The sequence below is a fragment of the Epilithonimonas pallida genome (genome assembly GCF_900182975.1).
In the GTDB taxonomy this organism is placed as follows: Bacteria; Bacteroidota; Bacteroidia; order Flavobacteriales; family Weeksellaceae; genus Epilithonimonas; species Epilithonimonas pallida.
Genome location: NZ_FXUO01000010.1, coordinates 60,282 through 84,065 on the forward strand (window position 1 = coordinate 60,282; position 23,784 = coordinate 84,065).

The following is a 23,784-nucleotide window of genomic DNA, read 5'->3' on the forward strand; positions in this document are numbered from 1 at the left end:
TAGGTATGCTACCTAAATTGTCGCATTTTTTTAAAAAGAATAGAGTCCCTAAGGGATGATTTAACAAAGGATAGGATGCAATCTCCTATCAATAAAATATATTAAAATTATTGTCCGATAAAAATAGATATCATAAACAGGTCGCTCCTATGGAGCTTTAATTGCTTGAAAAAAACTTAGCTATTAACAGCTTTGCTCCTATCGGAGCTGTATCTGGCCTCAGAGAGAACAGCTGTTAATAGAAAAAATTAAGCCGATAAAAACATAGCTCCGGAGGAGCGACCTGTCGTTTTATCCTATAAATTCATTTGTATTTTTCATCGGACAATAATGATATTCAACATAATTTCGAAAGAGTAAATTCAATTTGATTGAAATCCTTTCGAATAAATATTAATGAACAAACTAATTTAAAATGTTTAAAGAAGAAGCCTTAAACATCATCAGGAAAGCCATTACAGAAGAAGGAATTTTGGCATCAGCGCAACAAAGGGACAACTATGCCAGAGTCTGGGCAAGAGACTCGATGATGGCAGGTTTTGCCGGGATTTTGATTAATGATGAAGAGATTCTTGCAGGCCTGGAAAAATCCATTCTTACGCTTGCAAAACATCAGGCAGAAAACGGGCAGATTCCGTCCAATGTCTTTAATGACAAAGCAAGCTATGGAACACACGTCGGCAGGACCGACGCAACAACCTGGTGGATTGTTGTTACCTGTGAATATATTATCAGATATAATAAAACAGAACTCAAAAAAGATCTCGAAGAAAAAATTTCCAAGGCGCTTTCCTGTCTCAAAACCTGGGAATATAATCAAAGAGGTTTTTTATACAGCCCGCTTGGAGGAAATTGGGCAGACGAATATGTAACTTCCGGATACACTTTGTATGATAACGTTTTACGATATTGGGCGGTGAAAAATGCAGCAGGATTATATCAAAATGAGGAACTGGAAAATCAGGCAACGAATATTAAAAAGTTAATTCAGGACAACTTTTATAAAACCGAATCCGATTCTCTAAAATACCACGAAACAGCCTACTCCAAAACCGAATTTAAACCCTATTTCTGGGCTTCGCTGAACGCCAATGGCTACGATGTGCGTTTCGACCTTGCAGGAAATGCTTTAGCGATTCTTTTAGATTTTGAATTGGATTTTAAAGCTTTTTCAGAATTTTTGGAAGAGCTTTATACAGAATTCGGACACTGGATGCTTCCAGTATTCTATCCCGTGATTTATCCCGGCGATTACGATTGGAAACTCCTGGAAAACAATTACAGTTATAGCTTCAAAAACGAACCACACCATTTTCACAATGGCGGTTCCTGGCCTATATTTTTGGGATGGCTTTGTTTGGCACTTAATAGAAAAGGATTGGCAGAGATCCCTGGAAAAATACTTTCACAGTACGAACAGTTGATGCAGGAAAAAGGTTTTCATTTCAGGGAATATTATTCCACTGATAAACTCCTGCCTCTGGGAACCGAGCAATTGTGTTTTTCGGCCTCAGGATATCTGATGATGACCCTGGAAAAATAGAATGAATAAATTAAGAAAGAATAAAATGATTGGAGATATAATAGAACTTAAGGAAAAGCATTTGGCAATAGGTAAAGAAATATTTGAAATGCTGAATGTAAGATTGCCATTAAAAAATAAACACAAACTCACCATAGGAATTGCAGGAGAAAGCGGAAGCGGCAAATCTGTGACCGCTTTTGCACTCCAAAAGATTTTAAACGAAAATAATATCAAAAGTCTGGTGTGGCAGATGGATGATTATTTTAAACTTCCACCAAAGAGCAATCACGAAAATCGCCTGAAATCCATAGAAAATGTAGGAACACTGGAAGTCGATTTGGCAAAGCTTTCTCAGAATATTTCCGACTTTAAAAACGGAAAAAGAATTATAGAAAAACCTCTGGTACATTACAATGAGAACAGAATTGCAGATGAAGAGATAGATACATTAGATTATAAGGTTCTTATCGTAGAAGGAACATACATTCTGGAGATTGATGATTTTGATTTTACAATTTTCATCGACAGAAATTACAAAGATACCTATGAAAACAGGATGAGCAGAAACCGCGACGAAAAGAGTGATTTTGTAGAGCAGGTATTGGAGATAGAACATCAGATTATTAAAAAATTCAAAGCAAAAGCAGACTTGGTTCTTGGAAAAAATTACGAACTCTTGCTGAAATAAAAGATAGATTTAATAGTGCCTTACCCTGTTGATTCTCACAAAGAAAAATAAATTATGACAACAAAGAAAATAATTCCGCATCTCAGTTTTTGGCAAATCTGGAATATGAATGTCGGCTTTTTCGGAATACAATATAGTTTTGGATTGCAGCAGACCGCGGTGAACCCGATATATACTTTTCTTGGGGCGCACGCAGAGCAGCTTCCCATCCTGAATCTTGCCGGTCCTATTACAGGACTGCTGATTCAGCCTTTGATTGGTGCTATCAGCGACAAAACCTGGAGTCCGAAATGGGGGCGCAGAAAACCGTTTTTTCTTTTGGGAGCCATTTTTTGCAGTATCGCTTTATTTTTGTTTCCTTTCAGCTCCGCCATTTGGATGGCAGTAGGATTGCTTTGGATCCTGGATGCTGCCAATAATACGGCGATGGAACCTTACCGTGCTTTCATTGCAGACAAGCTTCCGCACGAACAGCAGACTTTCGGATTTCAGATGCAGAGCTTGTTTGTAGGAGCCGGGATTACACTTGCTAACCTGTCATTGTTTATTTTCCAGAAATATCTCGGCGGCAATGCTTCCGGCGGGGGGATTCCTGTTTGGGTTTATTATTCTTTTTTCCTGGGATCTTTCTGTTCTATTGCATCGGTTGTATGGTCGGTTTACAAAACGCCTGAGATTCCGCCATCTGATGAAGAGCTGGAAGAACTCAGAAAATCAAAGGAGGAAAGCCACTTTTTTACACCATTTATCGAAATCTTTTCTGCAATACGCGATATGCCGAAATTACTTTGGCAGCTGGCTTTGGTATATATGTTTCAGTGGTATGCACTGTTCTGCTACTGGCAGTTCATCACACCAATGCTCAAGTGGTCACTTTACGGAATTTCTGAAAATGATGAGCAAAAGGCAGGCAAAATTATTGCATTAGCAAAAAGTGGCGTGTCCGTAGCAGAAAAAGATATGTCCTGGGCAAAAAATGTGCTTCACATGGTAGAAGTGGCAGTAGGGCAAACCGGACTGATGAACGGATCATACAATATCATAACAATGATTTCTGCCTTGTTGCTGGTACCTTTTGCCAAAAAATTCACTTCTAAAAATACCTATATTTTCTGTCTTTGTATCACAGGATTGGGGATCATGACATTGCCATTCATTAAGAATGAATACCTCATCCTGCTTCCGATGGTCGCTTTGGGAATAGGCTGGGCATCCATGATGGGACTTCCTTATTCCATGGTTTCTCCATCAATTCCCCCGAAAAAAAGAGGAATTTATATGGGCGTTATCAATATGATGATTGTAATACCTATGCTGTTACAGACTGTTTCTTTCGGCTTCATTTACAAGACTTTTCTGGATGATAATCCTTCGTCAGTCATTATTCTGACGGGTTTGCTGTTCTTACTGGCTGGTGCTTGTGTAATGCTGATGAAGCCTAAGGCAAGAAACAAATGATATCAAAAAAGGTAAAATGTATAGTCCTTTCCGCCTTTTGTTTACACTAAAATTTACTGAGAGAAGTAGCTTTATCGTAAATAAAAAGATGTGGAAACAAAAATTCGTAATTATAACAAGAGTAAGTTCAGAAGTAGGTGATGCTATTGCAAAAGACTGTTAGCCAAAGGATAATCATTAGGATTAGTGGTTAGAAATCTTGGAAAATTGGTTGCATTTCAAACAAGTTGGTAAATAAAAAGAGTATTGAAAATCAGTATTCCTTTATTGTTGTTTCATCACATTAAAAATTTAGAAATGGTATTATAGGTAGACAAAATGACAAAAGCAGAAATAAAGTATTGACAGACATAAATAGTGTTTCAGATGTGTTCGCAACATCAATATTGCAATTGTTATATGTCACATATAGAATAAAAAAAGATGGTTTTATGTGATCGTTTATGACGGGCGTGGTGAATGGTGGTCAATAGATTCTTCCACAAAATTGGCTTATCAGGAAGCAATTGCCGTTACAATTATACCTAATTCGTCCCAGTGTTTTCCTACTTTAAGATTCCAATAATATCTTTTTTCCTTAAATGTGATATACGGAAAGGTTGAAGACTGCAATATCTACAGTTCGTTTCGCCTGAAAGGATGCTTTCAGATATTTTGATTAATTTCCACCAATCCGGTAAGTAGTTATAGTATTTTTATTTTCATATTTATAAAGCAATAGAATAGCCACTTTATTAAGACTCAATTTTGAAATAAATTTAAAGCTTTTAGCTTTAAAACATTTACAAAATGAATATTGATAGGAAGAAAAATTTGATGACGACAAGTTGCGAAAAAAAAAGAATAATACTGTTAAAATACCATTAATTTTATGGGTGAGCAAATTATATTTATGAAATATTAACTTTGAATAGTATAACAAATGTGGAATTATGCTTTTAATAAGAATGACTAGTACGCTCGGTTAATTTGACTGGAAATATTAAATTTGCTTGTATAAACAGAATATATGCCTACACCACAAGATATTCAGAAGGTTTTTTCTCCGTTTTATAATGCTGAAACCAATATCTGGGAGCGTTTTTCAGAAAAAATAAAGGTCAGAGAATTTCAGAAAAATGAGGTTATAAAAGATTATCAGAGTGTAGAAAAATATTTGAATATTGTAGCTTCAGGTTCTGTCGGCTTATTCGTTTGGAACGGAAAGAAAGACATCTGCATCAATTTACTGTATGAAAACAGTTTTATGAGCGATTATTTTTCTTTCCTCAAACAGAAGCCTTCAGGTATTAAAACACAGGCATTGGAAGACTGTATATTATGGTCGATCAGCTATCCAGATCTCAATGAGCTCTATTCCCGTAATGAAACAGGATTAAGGATTGGCAAAGCGATTCCCGAAATATTGTTCCTGCGAAAACAACAGGATCAGATCAATCTTCTGACACTGAGTCCGGAAGAACGTTATCTCAATCTCATTAGCCAGCGCCCCGAAATTTTCCAGCGTACACCTCTCAAAATAATCGCTTCTTACCTGGGGTTAACTGCGGAAAGTCTTAGCCGCCTCAGAAAAAGAGTGACTGGGAAGTAAAACTTACCCATCGTCAAGTGGATTTGGCTTTCTTATAATTAATTTTGGATGATCTAATTCAAAAAAATATGAAAGAAAGAAAACGACTTGGAAGCATTATCGTTTTTTATGCTATTGCCATTCTGTTTCGCTTTTTGGCAGTGAAAACCAATCTGCTTGACTTTACCGACAACGAATTTATAAAAATTTTACTACGAGGAATTGGTCCGGCTATCGGTGCTTTTGTTTCGGTTAAGTTGTTTAATATTACCTTAAAGCTTTCCCTGAAAGGAAATTATCGAAACATATTTTTGCCTTTTCTTGTTTTCTGGATTGTTCCGGTCTTGCTTATTGGAACAGTCAGCTATATTCAGCAGGGACAATTTCCTTTTGTGTTGCTTTCCACAGTTTTGGTGTATGGTTTATTGGAAGAAATCGGTTGGCGCGGATTTTTGCAGGAACAATTAAAAGATCTGCCGAAACTTCAAAGCATCATCTTTATCGCCGTTTTATGGTTTATCTGGCATCTGAATTTTGAATTTACTACTCCCAATATGATTTTTCTTGGTGTATTGTTTTTAGGTACATGGGGAATCGGCAAAGTCTACAGCAAGACCTATTCATTACTGGCTGTAGCCGGATTTCATTCGCTGAATAATTTTTTCAGAAATGGCCTTCATGAGACGGAATTGATCATAATTGCCATATTATTAGTAATCTGGATTGCATTTATGATTTTCTATAAATCTTTCGAGAATACAGGGAAATAAATACTTCTGTTTTAATAACGACACCTTTATAAGTAAATTCTGAAAATAGGGGGAATATTACAATTAACTCACTATAGAAACAATGATACATCTATCAAAACAAGGAAATTATTTTATCAAACCGGTATTAATAATTATGCTATTGATAATTTCAACGCTAAATTTATTTGGGCAGACAAAGGAATTTAAACCCGAGCAAAAATATCCGGCTGATAGCTTACGTCAATGGACATCAGGATTAATGGATGAGATCAGCAAAAAACATCCCGGATTCTACAGATATACAGACAAGGAAAAATTTGGATTTTTAATTGATTCCACTCGACAGAGCATTCAGGATTCTTTGACCCAACTGCAATTTTACAGAAAATTGAAACCTTTGTTTGCTAAGATCGGGTGCCTCCATACCGGAATTGAGCTGCCGGAAGAATCCAAGACTTCTATTAATGCTTCCAATACTTTGTTGCCGTTAGAAATTTTCGTAGATGCCAAGAATCAGAAGGTATTAATCTCAAAGAATTACTCGGAAAATAAAGGTATTAAACGGGGGGTAGAATTGGTTTCAATTAATGGAACTCCGATTTCAGCGATATTAAATAAATTGCTCGATGCTATTCCATCAGACGGATATAACCAAACGGAAAAAATTCTTTTGCTGAATTACAGATTTCCATTTTGGTATCAAGAAATAATAGATGCGCCCAAAGTTTTTAAAGTGGTTGTGAGATCAGAAGGCATTGATCAGACCTTTGAGCTAAATGGAGCTTTCAAAGATGTTTTTCCTCCTTTAGAACAGCTTGAAAAGAACTATGATTTGCCACTTGAGTTTGAGGTGAAAAATGGTATAGCTATTTTAAAAATTCATTCCTTTGCCGATACTTCAATAAAGCAAAGCGGGCAGAATTTTAAGAAATTTATCAAGGAAGTATTCCAGACTCTGCAACAACAGAATATCAAAAATCTTATCATTGACGTAAGGAACAATACAGGAGGGACAGATGATAATGCTGCTTTGCTGGCATCTTTCTTCTTCGACAAGACATTCAGATACTGGGATAAGATTGAAGTTACAGAAGCTGTCGCGAAAGAGATTAAAGGTGTCAACAAGATGTTCTACAAAAAACCTGAAGAAAATAACGGACTGTATCTCTGGAAAAAATCCTGGATCACAAAAGAATTCGATTACTACGAACCGCAGGAACCTGCCAAAATGAATTTTAAAGGAAACAGCTATCTGCTAACCAACGGTCTGTGCCTTTCATCCTGTGCTGATTTTACGGCAGTAATGTCACATAACAAAAAAGCTTTAGTGATCGGGCAGGAGACGGGTGGTGGTTATCAGGGCAATACAAGCGGAATGCTGAGCAGGGCTAAAATTCCGACCGGGCTGGTTATTACTATACCTTTGCAGAAATACACCAATGCAGTTGATCTGAATAAAAACTTCGGCCGCGGGACAATACCGGATCACGAAACATTAACTACATTCGAAAATTGGATCAATAAGGAAGATTTGGAACTGGATTATACCATTCAATTAATTAATAGAAATTAATTGAATTTAGATCAGGCAAAACATATACGGGCAAACCGAAATGTAACAGTTCTAAAGTAATATTTGTCTTAATTATAAACTAAAAATCACACAATCAATTTCTTATTCTGAAGCGGTAAAATGTTGAAAGATTTATATAAGTGAAATTAATTAATCAAAAAAATTAATATGAAACAATTAACAAACATTCTACTTATCGGGTTCTTCTTACTGACAGTAATATTAATGCAGGCTCAGAAAAAATCCAATCGGCTAATCAATGATTTTATGAAGGTTGAAGGAAATTGGACAGGACAATTAACCTATCTGGATTACAGCTCCGGAAAACCTTATACGATGTCTGCGGATCTTGAGATAAAAAGAATTTCCAACACCAATGAATTCCTTTTCGTTCACACTTATCCCAAAGAAAAAAGTGCGAATAAGACCGATACCCTTTCTATTTCAAAAGATGGACAATACATCGGTAAAGAAAAGCTGGTTTCCAGGACAGAACTTTCCAACGGCGATATAAGAATCATCACTGAAAAAGAAGGCAAGGATGGAAACGATGGCAAGAAAGCAACCATAAGACAGACTTACATATTAGGCAATACTTCTTTATCCACACAGAAAGATGTCCTTTTTTCCGGAGAAACTGCATGGATTAAAAGACATGAATATGTTTACAAAAAACAGCGTAATTAGCCTAAGCTCAGAAAGTTTATCAATGGTTTTAAAACGGACAGTAAATAATACAGAAAAACATTTTGAAGGGCTTATTCATTTTCATTGGACAACTTTTTTTTGCTCAAAATAATGAGCCGCCAAAGATTGACAGTTTAACGAAAATAGAAGTTGTAAACAGCATTTGTAATTCGCTGATCAATAATTATGTTTTCCCTGACAAGGCAAAAGTGATGACAGACTTTTTGAAGCAACAAACTCAAAACAATATATTTAGGTCTGTCACAAACCCCAACCAATTCGCCAATGAGATTCAAAAAGCGCTTCGTTCAGTAAATGAAGACAATCATTTGCGAATTGAATATAATCCCCGATTAGAAAAAGACATCATAAAATTTCTTGCCAATAAAAAAGGGGCAAATGCAATTTTAGCAGACCAAATTAAAAAAGATGAAAAACAAAATTTTTATTTCAAAAAGGTAGAAATTCTGCCTTCAAATATAGGCTACATAGAATTTACAAACTTCGCTGTTCCCAGTCCTTCTGCAAGAAAGACGGTACATTCAGCAATGCAGTTTATTTCCCATACTGACGGATTGATCATTGATTTAAGAAATAATTTCGGAGGTAATAGTGAAATGTTAGGTGAAATTCTAAGTTACTTTTTTCCTACAAAAACTTACACAGGGAAAACTTATAACAGAATCGAAAATAAATGGACAGATTCTTATATTGAAAATAAAAAGGAAATAACAAACGGTTTAAAATTAGGAATGCCTTTGTATATTCTAACAAGCAGGAGAACCTTTTCGGCTGCTGAAAGTTTTGCTTATACTTTACAAAGTATGAAAAAGGCTGTTATCATTGGAAATACATCAAAAGGCGGTGCTCATGCAACAAGAAGTTTCAGCATGGGAAATGGCTTTGTGGCATTTATTCCATATTCACGAGAAGAAAATGTTATCACTAAAACCGATTGGGAAGGTATTGGCGTAATTCCGGACATTGAAGCAGAAGAGCAAAATTGTATTTTGACCGCTCAGAATCACTTCCTGAATCAAAAGCTACTGACCGAAAAAGATGAAAATGAGAAAAGGAAAATTAACTGGCAAATCAATTTTAATCAATCAAAATCTTCAAATGTAATCATCAATCCAACAGAATTAACAAAGTTAATCGGGCGATTTCAGGAATTTGAAATTACTCTTTCGGAGAATCAATTGATGTTTAGAGACACCAATCAAAAAAGTAACGAACCAAGAAAAGCAATAGCCATAACAGCTAATTTATTCCAGATAGGCACTGATTATCAAGTAGAGTTTATAACGGATAGCAACAATGTATGTAACGCTATTAAAATGTATTGGGATGATGGTTATGAAGAAACAATCAATAGGACAAAATAGACCAGACGACAGAAGAATCACAGACGCTCAACAATGATTTGGCAAAAACAGGGCTGAAGTACCTCGTAAATCACAGATTGCAAATCCGTAACATCGGCTGTGTTTAAGAATTTTGCTTTGTTATTATTTAACGTCTCACCTGGCTCGGAGTAATGCCAAATTTTTTCCTGAATGCACTACTAAAATGCTGTAATGAACAGTAACCCAATTCAAACGCTATTTCAGTAGCTTGTTTTTTGCCTTCAAGCAAATTATTTTTTGCCAGTTCTAAACGTAAATCAGACAAATAAGAAAAAGCTGTTTGATTAAACACTTCTTTAAAGCCCCGTTTCAGTTTGTATTCATTTAGCCCTGCTATTTTTGCCAATTCTACCAATGTAGGTGGTGATTCTATATTTTTGACCAGATAATCACGGGCAAATACGATTCGTTCTTTGTCGTAATCAGATTTGATATATGCAGATGCTGAATTTTGAAAATTATTAAACGATTCTGCCTGCAAAACAAGCAGCTCAATTGTTTTTGAAAGAAGGAATAATCTCTTTAAGCCATTTGTATAATCACAATTCAAAATCGAATTAATGCAGGTTTGTAAAGGCAAGTCGATATTCAGATTAGAATTTGAAAAAGCGACAGGCGTTCCCAGAATTATTTTGTCTGCAAAATGTTTCAGTGATTCGTTCCCGTCTTTGGATATTTTCAAAAAAGAATCCTTTGAAAACTGAATCATAAATGATTTCATCCGCAATTCGTCAACTTTCATTTTGCCTTCAGCGCTCGTGCCATAGAACAAATTATGCTGGTTCGTGCTCAATGCAAAGGAATTGCTCATTCCATCCTGTTGTATTGAAGTTCTTCCCTGTAAATTAAAATGCATAGTTACTAATTCCGAATCTCCTTTCCAATCCAGTTCTGTTGGTTTATCAAGATCAGTTTCGGAATATAAAATCTTGATGCCATCAAAAAGCCATTGTTTGGCAGTTAATTGTCCAAAAGGGATTTTGATCTTAAAGGTATCTTCTTTAAAACCTTGATTACTAAAGTCATTTTCTTTCAAGGCCATTTTAAAAGCCTTTTCATGATTTCTTAACTCAAATCCCATTGCTCCCTATTTTGCCAGTTTAACTCCTTTTTTTGTAACCTCATCTTTTGATCAGAAAATAATTTTGTACCGTGAGTTATGCGAGATTAAACAAAATCAAAGTTAGAAAAAATTCCATAGCCTATTGACTTCGAAAACGATCATAAATAACATAGCATTAATATCAATCTTTAAATATGGATAATACGTACCAATTCTCAAACGCTACCAAATGGCTATTCTATGCCATCTGTGCTTACTTTATAATGAATGGCGCACAATTATGGGAAACCGTTCTGATGGTTCCTGCATGGACTGCAGCTCCGCCTTCTTCATTAATCTTTTTTCAAAAACCTTATGGCCTGGATTTTAAAGTGTTCTGGATAATAACACATGGAATACATGAATTAATATTTATCACAGCTTTAATTTTTAACTGGAAGATCAGGAAACGCAGAAATTTAATTTTACTGGTTTTGGCTGGGCATATTGCAGTCAGGGTTTGGACATTACTGTATTTTGCCCCGACTATCATGGAGTTCCAGCAATTACCGTATAGCAATACTGTTGATATATTCTTACAGGAAAAAGCCGCTCAATGGCGCAATCTGAATGATCTGAGAGTGGCAATATTTTTTATACTTAATTTTTTACTAATACCCGGATTAAAATTTAAAGAGAAAAACAATGAATAAAAAAGCAATCATCATAGGTGCAGGTATAGCAGGACCAATACTGGCTTTACAACTAAAAAAAATAGGATTTGATTCTGAAATATTTGAATCAAGGTCAGAAGACAACACAAAAGAAGGTGCTTTTTTGGGACTTACTCCTAATGGTTTGAATATATTAAAAGAGTTTGTTGATTTGAGGCTGCTCAAAGAAGATTATACTCCTGGCTCAATGAAATTTTTTAATTCTAAAGGAAAACAGATCGCAAAGTTGGGAACAGCTTACCAAAACGAGCAATATGGTGTTGAGACCATTCAGATTAAAAGATCGAATCTCAATAAATATGCCCGGATAGCGGCAAAAGCAGCAGGTATAAAAATATCTTATGATAAAAAGTTTATTAAGTATCATGAAACAAATGAGCAGGTAATCGCATATTTTGCTGATGGAACTTCAGCTGCTGCTGATATTATGATCGGTTGTGACGGGATGTTTTCTGAGGTTAGAAGTCAATTATTTCCGGACGTTTCCGCAATTCAATATACAAAACTCATTTCTACTGGTGGTTACGCAAAGATTCCTGAGCTTTCAAAACCGTTGGATTCAATTCGGATGACCTTCGGCGAAAGAGGGTTCTTTGCTTATTCGGTTTCTGACCAAGGTGAGGTTTGGTGGTTTAACAACTATTTTAGGGAGCAACAGCCAAAACCGTACGAAATAGAAAATACATTAAAAATTGAAATTCAGGATCATTTGGTAAACGTTCATAAAAATGATGACCCATTATTCTCCAAAATAATCAGAAACAGTCACGAGATTATTGCATATCCTGTGTATGATGTACCGAAACTTTCGCACTGGTACAAAGGCAGAGTTTGCCTTATCGGAGATGCTGCCCACGGTATTTCTCCGCATATTGGACAGGGAGCATCATTGGCATTGGAAGATACAGTTGTCATTGCTGAGTTATTAAAATTACATCAAGACTACGGAACTGCATTTCAGATTTTCCAATCCGAACGCCAGTCCAGAGTAGAGAAAGTAATAAAAAGCGCCAGAAAAGTAGGTGATACTAAAACCAAAACGAATCCAATAGCAACGTGGTTTCGTGACCGCTTCATTGGCGTTTTTATCGGTAAGCAAATTCGGCAACTTGACTGGATTTATGGCTGGAATTATTACAACAATAATAAATCATAATTATTATTGTAAATGCATTTTGATAAGCACTCGTAAACATTTAAGCTCTCAAAATAAAAGCAGTTCAAAATAATTCGAACTGCTTTTAAATATTGAAAATTGATTGATATTTTTACCAAATTTTTGTGTTGGTTGGAATATTACTTTTTCTCTGATACTTCAGGAGCTTCATACCATTCGGAGTCTGCCTTGTAGATTTTGTACTTTACACTGAAGTCTTCCGGAATGTATATAACAATCGGCATACGACCATTATAATCAGTAAGATATCCTTGTGCATAAACAAACTGTACTTTTTTTCCTGGTTCCAGACATGCCTTCATGGTTGAAACCGCATTCCCGTTTGAGTTAAAAACCAGATAATCATATCCCCAACCTTTCAGATCTTTCTTCACAAAACTTCCGGAAAGGCTATATTGGTTACATTTGTCAGTTTCCATATCTTTTCCAACAAAGATTTCTATTTTCTTATTAGCATCTGTTGGAGAATAAGGTACATCTATGACCACTTTCTTCTGATTTTTCTCGGCTTTTGGAAAAATATCTGTATTTACTTTAATGAAAGTCTGAGCAGTAAAACTGCTGCTAAATAATGCTGTTAAAAAAATAAAAATTGCCTTTGTAAATTGTGTTGTTTTAATCATATTTTTAAAATTTGGGAAATAATTCTCAATTAATGTGCCAATAAATGAAAATATGATATTAATCACTTGTCTGATGCAAGCAGGATTTTTATCTTACTTCGAATAGAATTCAGGATTTATTCTAATTTGTATCTCAATTTTGTGTCTTAAAATAAGATTGTGAAGCAAATACCGGTTCTTTTAACAGTAATATCCACCATGTTCGTAAATGCTCAAAGTAAAAAAACTGACTTAGCAGGAAAGAAGGAAAACGACACTTTAAAAACCGATAAAGTAAAAACTATTCAGGAAGTCATTATTAGTGGTAAAAAGGCTGTTGTGGAAAACAAAATTGATAAAATAGTCTACAATGTCGCTAATGATCTCACATCACAGAACGGAGCTGCAATCGATGTACTGAGAAAGGTTCCTCAGGTAACTGTTGACGCGGATGGCAATGTGGAATTACAAGGCAATCCAAACATAAGATTTTTAATTAACGGCAAGCCATCAAGCATTTTCGGCAACAGTTTGGCAGATGCTTTGGCTTCAATTCCTGCCGGCCAGATCAAAAGTATTGAAGCCGTTACAAGTCCCGGTTCAAAATACGATGCACAAGGCACAGGAGGCATTATCAATATTATCCTGAATGAAACCAAGGTAAAAGGGATTAACGGAATCATCAATGCATCTGCAGGAACAAGGTTTGAGACAGGATCTCTAAATTTGAGTTATAGAAATAATAATTTCAGTATGAATGCATTTTTCAGCGGCAATGCTCAATTAAAATCCCGAACGCCTTTTTCACAGGAGAGATTATCGAAAGATATTCAGGGAAATTCCCAAACAAGATTGCTGCAGGACGGCTACACGGATTTTCAAAGGCATGGTTATAGGACGGGACTCGGTTTCGATTGGTCCATCAACAAAGAAAATACGGTTAGCGGATCGATATCTTACAACAACTTTAGTAATAAAAATGTAGGTTTTATTAATCAGGAGCAATATATTACAGATTTTTCAGATTCATCTTTTGAATCTATATTGGGTTACAGAAATTTTTATAATCGCTCAACAGTAAGTTCCATTGACGGAAGTTTAAGTTACAGAAAAACATTCCAAAAAGAAGGTCAGGAATTAACGGCAGACTATGTTGTTAGTTATGGCACTCCTGAAAGCAGCTATATCCAAACCCAAAGTCTTAACGGTACAGTTTTCCCATACAATGGAATTTCTGCTAATAATCCGGGAACAGATAACAGCCATAATATTTCTATAGACTATGTGCATCCTGTATCAGATAATATTACATTTGAAATGGGGGCTAAAACCATTTTTCAGCATATCACCAATTCGACTGACGTCCATGTTTATAATACTTTGTCAAATCAATATGAACCAGATCCTCTTCAGTCCTATCATTTGAATTACGATATGGGGGTGTATGCGGCCTATTTCTCTTTTTCATTTAAATTTTATAATTGGCTTGATGTAAGAGCAGGGGCAAGATATGAGTTTACCACTTTAAAAATAGATTTTCCGGGAACTCATATACCCTCGTATAGTTTATTGGTCCCATCCTTGATTTTGTCACATAAATTTAATAATAACGGAACCTTAAAACTTGCTTACAGCAGAAGAGTAGAAAGACCTGAATATGCTGAGCTTAACCCGTTTTTGAATATCAGCGATCCTCACAATATTACTACGGGAAATCCGGCATTAAAACCTGAGATAGGAAATAATATGGAATTCGGGTACAGCAAAAATTTTGATAACGGAGGTAATATTTCTATGACGCTGACAGAGAGAATAAACAGTCAGGATTTAAAACAAATCACAACATTTTATCCGGTATTTACAGCAAATGGAGTCGAGTACAATGATGTGTCTGTTACATCAAGGAAAAATGTAGGGAAAGAATATAACTCAGGAGGTATCATTACCGCTTCTTTGCCATTTTGCAATAACAAGCTCAATGTGCGAGGTAATTTTATGGCGTTTCATCGATATATCGTAAGTGATTACTTCGGCAATATTGATATGGGATTCCGATATCGTCTGAATTTAAATCTAAATTACCAGTTTGCCAATGATTATATTTTAGAAGCTTTCGGAAATTATAATTCAGCAGCAAAAAACATTCAGGGAAAAAATCCTCAGTCCATTACTTATACATTAGCGGGCAGAAAAATGTTTTGGAATAAAAAAGCCAGCATAGGATTCACAATGACCAATCCTTTTAATAAATATATTAGACAGGTTACAACGGTTATTACCGGTGATTATGATTCTTACTCAGTTCGACAATTACCATTCCGCTCTTTTGGACTCAGCTTTAGCTATAAATTTGGTAAAACAGAACTGAAAAAGGAAAAGGATATAAATAAGGATTTCTTAAACGAACCAATGTAAGAGAATTTTAATTATACTATTAATTTCTCATCAATTGATACATATATTACAAATTATTTTTAATTATGTATCCAGCACGATCTATATTTAAATTGCCGCGCTGCATTTAGCCACAAATCGTTCGAACTCCCGATCGGTATTTCGCATGACCGGCCCGTGACCGAAGCAGATAATAGCAGGGTTGAGTTTTGCTAATTTTTGAAGTGATTTGATATTCTGTTGCTGATCCGAAGTGAATATATTTGGCGGAAGTCGCAGGCCGGTCGCCGTCGTAAGCAGATTCATATTTATTGCTGCATCCCCGATTATAAGCACACCATCCCGCTCACGAAATAAAGAAATATGACCTGCCGAATGTCCGGGAGTCTCTATTACCCGAAAGTTTCCGATCCTGTCATTTTCAATGATTGTCCGGTCGACTTTATGTCCCTGACCTGCCCAATACTTTTGCTGAAGCTTTGCTATCCAATGTTGCGGAGTTGGATAATCTTTCGTTACCATGCCCGTTTCTGTCCTGAAAACTTCGTTAGGATGGCAGATTAATGGTATCTCAAATTCTGCACATATCTGATCGCTGCAGCCCTGATGGTCTGCATGCGCATGTGTCAATACATGCTGATAAACGGGGACTTTCTGAATAGCTTTCTTTATAGCACTATAAGAACTTCGTATTCCCGAGTCTACCAATACGCCTTCAATGATATAGCAGTTAATGCTGTTTCGCGGTATTAGTGATATCTGGTAAACTTTAGGAGCAATTCGATTTAGCATAGATTTTTTGTGCAAATCTACATTGCTGCTTATGGCTGTATAAGGACATTTGTCCTATAATGCTTTCGTTAGATGTATTTGTCCTTTTGCGCGTGTAAGCGATCGTTGTGTAATGCCCAGATATGATGCCAGATCCTGTGTTGATGTGCGCTTGATGAGCATTGATTCGTTGGAAAGAATATGAAGATACTTATCTACAACTGACTTATTGTTGTAATTCAGCAAATAACGTTCTTTTTGGTTATACTCTTTTTCCATTACCGATTTTATAACTCCGTGCCAAGCGGTAACCTTACCAAGCAGAAACTGATAATCCGGGTAGCTTATCCTGTAGATTATACTATCTTCTATTGTTCTTATATTCCTTTTTGATTTTTCCTGCGCTACAAATTCCGGAAACGAAGTCATAAATTCATTCTCAAACTTGAAGCAGGTTATATTTTCCTTTCCATCCTTGTCAGTTGCATATGCTTTCACAGCGCCACTGGCAATAAATCCAATATGACGGCAGAACTCATCTTCGCGAATAAAAAAATCACCCTTTTTTAAGCGGACCAGTTGGAAGAATTGCGAAGAAAATTTGATTTCATCGGCTGATAATACCCCTGTTGAGAATAAATAATTTTCAAGTACGTTAGTCATTTTGCAATTTTCATCTTTATTTCGTCTAACCGTATAGTGATTAGACACCAAATCCAAGATTCAAATCTAAGAATTATTATATATTAAGGCTACAATGTAATAAAATACAGATTAAGATTGTCATTATAGAACAACCTCAAAAATGACAACCATGCTGAAAATAACATCTTCAGTTTTACTGCTGATGCCTTTATTTGCTTTATCACAAAGTATCAACGGAACGGTCAAAAAATCAAAAAACACCATTTCTTATGCAGAGATCATTGCCAGAAAAGATCAGTACAAACAATCAACGATCTCGGATGAAAAAGGTCATTTCGATTTAAAACTTGTTGAAAACGGAATCTATACTATTGAATGCATATATGACGGAAATACACTCTATAGGGCAGAAGTAAAGGTTAATGGTAATACAGCTTATGACTTATTGATTCCAGATGTGAATGAGAAGCAAATTGAAGGTATAACTGTAACAGCCAGGAAAAAGTTGATCGAGAGAAAGGCGGACCGTCTGATCTATAATTTGTCTAATTCCGCAGCATCACAAGGTATGGACGGTGTACAGGCATTAGATACGACACCACAGATCAAAGTAGATGAAAATGCGGGGATAACAATGGTCGGGAAAAGCGGTGTGGCGGTTATGGTCAATGAACGTATGCTGAACCTTTCCGGGTCTGAACTTATCAACTATCTCAGAAGTCTTCGATCGGAAAATATTGAAAAAATAGAAGTTATCACAGCACCGCCGGCTAAATATGAGGCGCAGGGAAATAGCGGTCTCATCAATATCGTACTGAAGAAAAATCAAAATCTGGGGTGGAATGGAAGTCTCACCACAAGTCTGTTTCAGACCACTTATACGGGCAATTCGAACTCTGTAACTGTAAATTATCAGAATGAAAAATTAAGGTCTTCATTAAAACTAAGGCAATATGACAGCCAGAAGCATTCTTATGAAAATTACAGAATTGTTGGCTCAGATGGTCTGAAAAGTGCTGATGACAGAAGAGATTTCTGGAAAGGTACAGGCCTCAACTTCAGTTCAGATTATGAGATCAATAGTAAGTCCGGCCTTGGATTTGTAATTGACTACGGATCCGGAAAATCTGGAATGGATATCATGAACACTTCGGATTATTTCCAGAATCAAAACTACACAAATACCTTATCTACTTATGCAGAGCACCGCAATGACAACAGGCAAGCCACGGTAAGTGCCTATTATGATCTTAAGTTTGGGAAACGGAGCAATAAGCTCAGCATAACAGGTAACTATTTCTCTAACACACCGAGTAGCAATATCGATTTTACCACTCAGGATAATTCTGCTAATTCCTATGTCGTAAGAACACCGTCTGAATTGGATTATAAGATCTATTCCGGTCAGGCCGATCTTACGCTGCCATTTGAATTTGCAAAGACAGAAGCCGGAATTAAATTTACCAATTTTGATAACAATTCAGATCTGCAATACCAAAATTTTATCGGCCAGGATTATGTGACTGATCCCCTAAAGAGCGATCTTTTCAATTATAATGAAAAAAATTATGCTGCCTATGTAGGAATGGAACGACAACTCGGCGAAAAATGGACTGTAAAAGCCGGGCTAAGGTATGAATATTCCACCATCACCGGAAACTCTGTTTCATCAGGTCAGAGTTCGGAAAATTCCTATGGCAAGTTTTTTCCTACAGCTTACCTGACTTATAAAGCCAATGACAATAATACTTTCAATATTAATTATTCCAAGCGTATCAACAGGCCGGGATTCCGCGCACTTAATCCTTTTCGATGGTACACGAACATCAATTCCTATTATTCAGGAAATCCTGCTCTGAACCCATCAGTCAATCATAATTTTGAATTGTCATACCTATATAAAGGAAGATTTTCTGTTTCCACTTACTTCCAGCGGGAACTGAATGCCTTTGCCCAGCTGGTTATTCTGGAAGGTGAGAATAAGACGAGTAATTTTTACAACTTCTTCAACAAAAACAGTACAGGCATTTCTCTGAATTATTCAGATACTTTCTTTAATTTTTGGGAAGCCAGCTACTCCGCAGATCTGTCTTATATGAAAACACAGGTTTTTGCCACTGATGCCGAATCCCGAAAAGGTAATAGCAGCAGTTTTGATATCAGAAACAATTTTTCATTGACCAAAGATAAAAGCGTACAACTCCTGATGAATTATTGGTTCCGTGTGCCTTCCAGCATTGGGAATACCTATTCCTATTTTGTCGGTAATTTTACGGCTGGGTTGAAATTAAACTTGATGAACAAAGATCTTCTGATGAATATCTATGTTTCTGATATTTTCAGGCAGGGCAAGAGTCATGGCGAGATCTATTATGTAGATTCCACCCATTATTTTGATAACTATTACGATGGCAGAAACCTGTCTGTCTCACTCACGTATAATTTTGGAAACCGAAAGATAAAAACAGTAGGGCGACAGATGACATTTGATGAAAAGAATAGGGCGAACTAAGATTTATTTGTTAAATTGTTGTTTTGAGATCACGGATAAAATCTGTAGGTCTTATGCCGTTGATATCAAAGAAAAGATCAGAAAAGTTTTGTCTGGAAGCAATACCACATTCATGAGCTAAGGTCTCTACACTGTATTTTCTAAATACACTGTTTTTATGCAACTGTTCTGTGATATAACCAATTCTCAACGTGCCAAGATACTTATTGAAATTAGAGCCTTTGTATTCGTTGATCACCTGTGAGAGATAATTAACGTTAGTTTGTAGCTGAGAAGCCAGTTTCTGCTGTGTCAGGCCTTTTTGTAAAAAGCCTTGTTCTTTTTCGAATATCTCTAATTTCAGTAAGATCTGCTCTGTAATATCTTTGGGTATTTGGAGCTTTGGTTTTTCAAGTGGTTCAGAAGCAATATCCTTTATAGTATTCAGTTCATTTTCCATCTGTTGCAACTGATTTTTTAATGTAAAATACTCCCGTCTGGAACGGCGATGCTCCAGTAATTTATAAACCCCGAATATTACGGAAAATACCAATAATATAGCCACAAAAAGCAGTATGTACAAAGTCCTTGTCTCCTGATCTCTTAACAGTTGCTGCTGTACTTCGAGCGAATGTCTATCATATTCTTTGTGGATTTTGCCGGATAGATATTGGAAATTTTCATTTAAATTTCCGTCCACTTTTAGGAGTTGCCTTGTATAATATAATTCGTTTTTCACATCCATTTTGCTCTGTTCGTTTTTCAAAAGATATTCGAAGGCTGGTCGGACTTCGGGCAGAACAAATTGATGTCTGTTGAAAATAGAATCTACTTTTTTGAAAGATTCTAAAGCCAGATGCTTTTGATTTTCTTTATCAAACAGAAGACCTTGATAAAAATGGATGATAGAAATATTGATGAAATCGTTGTGCGAAATTAATCCCGGAAGTGCTTTTTCAAAATAATTTCCTGCTGATTGATAATTACCCCGATGCAGCTCTGATATGCCTTTGGACTTATAAAATAAACTTTTTTGTAATGTGTTGCCCGCATCTTTTTCTATATATAGTGCTTTTGTGAGATAGGTATCGGCTTCTTGGAATTGATCCAGTTTCTGAAAGCATACTATGATTTGGTGCAGGCTATTCAGATAATCTTTTGAGTAAGATTCCGACTTCTTATGATCATTACCAAAGAAAGCCAGACATTTTTTGAATAGGAGCAGAGCTTCTTCATTATAACCCAGATAAGCTTTCATCTCAGCGATATGATAGAGATTTTGATGAGTCAAGACTTTATTATTTGAACTTTCTAAATATCTGTAAGCCAGCAAATATTCGTTTAGTGCTTTTTTGAATTGTCTGAAATGATTATAATAAATAACACCTTTTCTGAGATAAGCACTGCCGATCGTATCCTTGTTTTTGGAAATTAATGCATTCTTAATGGCTTCATTGGCATAGTTTAATTTTTGATGTCTGTCAGAGGTGAAAAAGATAGCATCATCATATCCCTGAGCCATCTTTTCGTAATTTTTTTCTTTTATGGCTTTAGCAATAAAAGCATCCAGACCATTGTCAAAAGCTGCAGCGTCATTTTCCTGCAGAGAGATATATTGTTGTCTCAAAGCAGTATAATCCTTTTCCGGAACAGCTTTTTCCCAAACCAAACCTAGCACCAGAAAAGAAAAGAAAATTAGAAACTTGTTGAATAATTTCATCTCTAAAAGTTATTACACACAAAAATAAACTATTTTTCCAAGGAAGTTCAGGTGATAGATGAAATACGACTGGCAGCTATTCTACAAATTGAAAGATCAGGACCTTAGAGTGGTCTTAATTCATCAATTGGGACGTCAAATGTTTCGGTGATTTGATACCGGAAGCTATTTTTGGCAAAAATTATTGTTAGTATGAAAAGCATTATTATGCTTCTTTGCCTGTTTTCGATTGGTATTACTGCTCAGACCCGTTTCAGTATTTCCGGTGAGATCGTGGATCAGAAAAATCAAAGACTTGAGTTGTCTGAAGTTAATTTATTCGATAATCAAAATCATTTGGTCAAGACCACTGTTTCGCAATACGGTACATTTGAATTCAAAGATGTTGATGTCAATAGTTATTACATCCAGATCATTAGCCATTCCAGGATACAGAATGAGCCGATCTTTACTTTAAACTCAGATTACAGGACCAAAATCATTTTCAATTCTGATGTGACTGAGCTGGAAGAACTGAAGATCATTAAAAACAGAAATAATGTAAAAGTTCAGAATGGCAATCTAAACATCGATATTACCAATTCAGCCCTGAGCAAAGTGGCAAATTCTACAGATCTGTTATCCAGGCTTCCTTTTGTAAGAATTGATTCCAATGGTGAAGGTCTCTCATTTGTTGGCAAAGGCGTTCCCTTATTATATATCGATAATCAGAGAGTTGATTTTTCCGTCGTAAGTTCGCTTTCCGTAGATGATATCAAGTCAGTAGAACTGATCCGAAATCCATCGATCAAATATGAAGCTGAAGGCAAAGCTGTTATAAAGATCAACCTTAAAAAAAGCAAAAAAGACGGCCAGAAATTAACTTTGACAGAAACAGCGATGTTTCAAAAGAAATACAGCAATTATCTCTCAGCCAATTACCAGGCAAAGAAAAATAAATCTGAATGGAAACTAAATGCTTCCTATAACCAGATCAATCACTGGGAGAGTAACGGCTTTGATTATAAGGTCGATACAAAAGCAATTACCTCAGACTATGTGATAAAATCCATCACCAAGCGTCCACAGTTGATCTTTGGAGCCAATTTCTATCAGGAATTAGACAATGACGGAGATTATATTTCTATGGCTCTCAACAGCAATATGCGACCGGATAAAGGCGATAATAATACGATTACAAATTATACCGAGGATATGATACGTTCCAATGTACAGACGATGAACAGGCAGGACAGGAATCGAACAACGATCAATGCGATGTTTAATTTCAATAAAAATCTTCCAAAATTAAATGCCAGTATTTTCACGGGTTTCCAGTATAAAAGAGAGAGCGACAATGTCAAATATGATTTTTATGATAACAGGGATTTTTCAGGTTTTGAATTCAGCCAGTTTCGGCATCAGCTTTATTCAGGGAATGTCTATTCCGGACGAATGGATATAGAAAAGAAATTTTCAGATCTTTTGAAACTGGAACTTGGAGGCAGCTATAACAGCGCCGAAACATTGACAGATAATACCACCCGGTTTGCCAATACCCAGGAGTTGGGACATTTGGAATATCACTTTCAAGAATCGAATACAGCAACTTATGTTAATCTAGATATCATTTTGAAAAAATTTGCTCTGAAGGGTGGTGTCAGAATGGAAAATACCATTGCCAAGGGAAAAAATAAATTTACAGAGGTGGATAACATAATGCGAGACTATACTGATTGGTTTCCGTCCGCTCAGCTGAGTTTTGAACCTAATGAGAATTTTAACTATAGCCTGGATTATCGGAGAAGTATTACAAGACCTAGTTATGGTAATCTTTCGTCAGGAGGATTGTACGGAAGTCCCTACATCGAGTACAGAGGAAATCCATTCTTGCTACCATCATACTCCAATACACTGGCACTGAATGCCAAATTGAAAAAATGGTCATTAACCGCTTCTCTTTATGAAGATAAAAATCCTATGGGGTACACGTTGGTATTTGACGAAGAAAAAAATATATCAACATTTACAATTGTTAATTTCGACAGGGCAGTTGGAGGTAATCTGGGTGTAGACTATGAACTGGTCTATAAAAAGTGGACATCTCAGAACAATCTTAGCCTTAATATTGACAAGATCGAAGATGCTATGGCGATCTCCGGAAAAGTCACGCCTTACATTTATTTCTCCACCAACAACAGTTACAGCTTCAGGAAAAATATCAGCTTTTTACTTGATGCTTCATACATCGCCAAACGCACGCAGGGTATTTTTGATTACAATGCAATGTGTCTGGTAAACCTGGGATTGAATGCGAGTTTTGGCCGACTTGATATTACTGCAAGGTATAACGATATTTTCAAACAAATGGACTACATTCAAAAATTGACTTATAAAAAAATAGCTTCTACAGGTATTTTTTATGGTAATACACCTACAGTATCTTTGACTTTAAAATACAACCTAGGCAATATCGGTAAATCCAATTACAAAGAAAAGACAGTCAATGAAAGTGCTGACCGGTTATAAATAATGAATGGCTAAGTTTCCTTTCATTTCGTTTAAACTGC

At 35.9% G+C, this 23,784-nt stretch carries 18 protein-coding genes; 13 read left to right on the top strand and 5 right to left on the bottom strand.

The window, feature by feature from the left end:
- Positions 1-415 precede the first annotated feature (415 nt).
- From QOL71_RS16410 to QOL71_RS16445, 8 genes are all read left to right on the top strand, one after another.
- The gene (locus tag QOL71_RS16410) at positions 416-1,543 is read left to right on the top strand and encodes a glycoside hydrolase 100 family protein (protein WP_283417975.1); all 1,128 of its coding nucleotides are present in this window, start codon (positions 416-418) and stop codon (positions 1,541-1,543) included.
- Position 1,544: 1 nt separating this feature from the next.
- Positions 1,545-2,213, top strand: a complete 669-nt coding sequence (locus QOL71_RS16415; protein WP_283417976.1) for a uridine kinase family protein — start codon at positions 1,545-1,547, stop codon at positions 2,211-2,213.
- Positions 2,214-2,267: 54 nt separating this feature from the next.
- Positions 2,268-3,671 carry an MFS transporter gene (locus QOL71_RS16420; RefSeq protein WP_283417977.1) on the top strand — a complete coding sequence of 468 codons (1,404 nt, stop codon included), beginning with the start codon at positions 2,268-2,270 and terminating at the stop codon, positions 3,669-3,671.
- Positions 3,672-4,680: 1,009 nt separating this feature from the next.
- Positions 4,681-5,262, top strand: coding sequence for a Crp/Fnr family transcriptional regulator (locus QOL71_RS16425; protein WP_283417978.1), 582 nt, complete (start codon positions 4,681-4,683; stop codon positions 5,260-5,262).
- A gap of 68 nt (positions 5,263-5,330) precedes the next feature.
- On the top strand, positions 5,331-6,011 hold the full coding sequence (locus QOL71_RS16430; protein WP_283417979.1) for a CPBP family intramembrane glutamic endopeptidase: 681 nt from the start codon (positions 5,331-5,333) through the stop codon (positions 6,009-6,011).
- An 82-nt stretch (positions 6,012-6,093) separates the two neighbouring features.
- Positions 6,094-7,566 carry a S41 family peptidase gene (locus QOL71_RS16435; RefSeq protein WP_283417980.1) on the top strand — a complete coding sequence of 491 codons (1,473 nt, stop codon included), beginning with the start codon at positions 6,094-6,096 and terminating at the stop codon, positions 7,564-7,566.
- A 168-nt stretch (positions 7,567-7,734) separates the two neighbouring features.
- The gene (locus QOL71_RS16440) at positions 7,735-8,253 is read left to right on the top strand and encodes a hypothetical protein (protein ID WP_283417981.1); all 519 of its coding nucleotides are present in this window, start codon (positions 7,735-7,737) and stop codon (positions 8,251-8,253) included.
- Between the two features lie 62 nt (positions 8,254-8,315).
- A complete protein-coding gene (locus QOL71_RS16445; RefSeq protein WP_283417982.1) occupies positions 8,316-9,638 on the top strand; it encodes a S41 family peptidase in 1,323 nt (440 codons plus the stop codon).
- Between the two features lie 127 nt (positions 9,639-9,765).
- Here the strand turns inward: QOL71_RS16445 and QOL71_RS16450 are convergent, their stop codons facing one another.
- Positions 9,766-10,740 (bottom strand): helix-turn-helix domain-containing protein, encoded by a 975-nt coding sequence (locus QOL71_RS16450; RefSeq protein WP_283417983.1) that lies wholly within the window; start codon positions 10,738-10,740, stop codon positions 9,766-9,768.
- Between the two features lie 176 nt (positions 10,741-10,916).
- Between QOL71_RS16450 and QOL71_RS16455 the strand changes: the two genes are divergently transcribed.
- Together QOL71_RS16455 and QOL71_RS16460 are read left to right on the top strand one after the other, a co-directional pair.
- Positions 10,917-11,414, top strand: coding sequence for a transposase (locus QOL71_RS16455; protein ID WP_283417984.1), 498 nt, complete (start codon positions 10,917-10,919; stop codon positions 11,412-11,414).
- Positions 11,407-12,591, top strand: a complete 1,185-nt coding sequence (locus QOL71_RS16460; protein WP_283417985.1) for an FAD-dependent oxidoreductase — start codon at positions 11,407-11,409, stop codon at positions 12,589-12,591. The genes QOL71_RS16455 and QOL71_RS16460 overlap by 8 nt, the downstream gene beginning before the upstream one ends.
- 140 nt (positions 12,592-12,731) lie before the next feature.
- Here QOL71_RS16460 and QOL71_RS16465 read toward each other — a convergent pair whose 3' ends face one another.
- Positions 12,732-13,235, bottom strand: a complete 504-nt coding sequence (locus tag QOL71_RS16465) for an ecotin family protein (protein ID WP_283417986.1) — start codon at positions 13,233-13,235, stop codon at positions 12,732-12,734.
- Positions 13,236-13,394: 159 nt separating this feature from the next.
- Between QOL71_RS16465 and QOL71_RS16470 the strand changes: the two genes are divergently transcribed.
- Complete coding sequence (locus QOL71_RS16470) at positions 13,395-15,629, top strand: TonB-dependent receptor domain-containing protein (RefSeq protein ID WP_283417987.1); 2,235 nt, start codon at positions 13,395-13,397, stop codon at positions 15,627-15,629.
- 87 nt (positions 15,630-15,716) lie between these two features.
- Here QOL71_RS16470 and QOL71_RS16475 read toward each other — a convergent pair whose 3' ends face one another.
- Both QOL71_RS16475 and QOL71_RS16480 read right to left on the bottom strand, forming a co-directional pair.
- Positions 15,717-16,400, bottom strand: a complete 684-nt coding sequence (locus QOL71_RS16475; protein WP_283417988.1) for an MBL fold metallo-hydrolase — start codon at positions 16,398-16,400, stop codon at positions 15,717-15,719.
- Between the two features lie 54 nt (positions 16,401-16,454).
- Positions 16,455-17,042, bottom strand: coding sequence for a Crp/Fnr family transcriptional regulator (locus QOL71_RS16480; protein ID WP_283417989.1), 588 nt, complete (start codon positions 17,040-17,042; stop codon positions 16,455-16,457).
- 151 nt (positions 17,043-17,193) lie between these two features.
- Between QOL71_RS16480 and QOL71_RS16485 the strand changes: the two genes are divergently transcribed.
- The gene (locus QOL71_RS16485) at positions 17,194-19,536 is read left to right on the top strand and encodes a TonB-dependent receptor domain-containing protein (RefSeq protein ID WP_283417990.1); all 2,343 of its coding nucleotides are present in this window, start codon (positions 17,194-17,196) and stop codon (positions 19,534-19,536) included.
- Positions 19,537-19,546: 10 nt separating this feature from the next.
- Here the strand turns inward: QOL71_RS16485 and QOL71_RS16490 are convergent, their stop codons facing one another.
- A complete protein-coding gene (locus tag QOL71_RS16490) occupies positions 19,547-21,235 on the bottom strand; it encodes a helix-turn-helix domain-containing protein (protein WP_283417991.1) in 1,689 nt (562 codons plus the stop codon).
- Positions 21,236-21,427: 192 nt separating this feature from the next.
- Between QOL71_RS16490 and QOL71_RS16495 the strand changes: the two genes are divergently transcribed.
- The gene (locus tag QOL71_RS16495) at positions 21,428-23,743 is read left to right on the top strand and encodes an outer membrane beta-barrel family protein (protein WP_283417992.1); all 2,316 of its coding nucleotides are present in this window, start codon (positions 21,428-21,430) and stop codon (positions 23,741-23,743) included.
- Positions 23,744-23,784 lie beyond the last annotated feature (41 nt).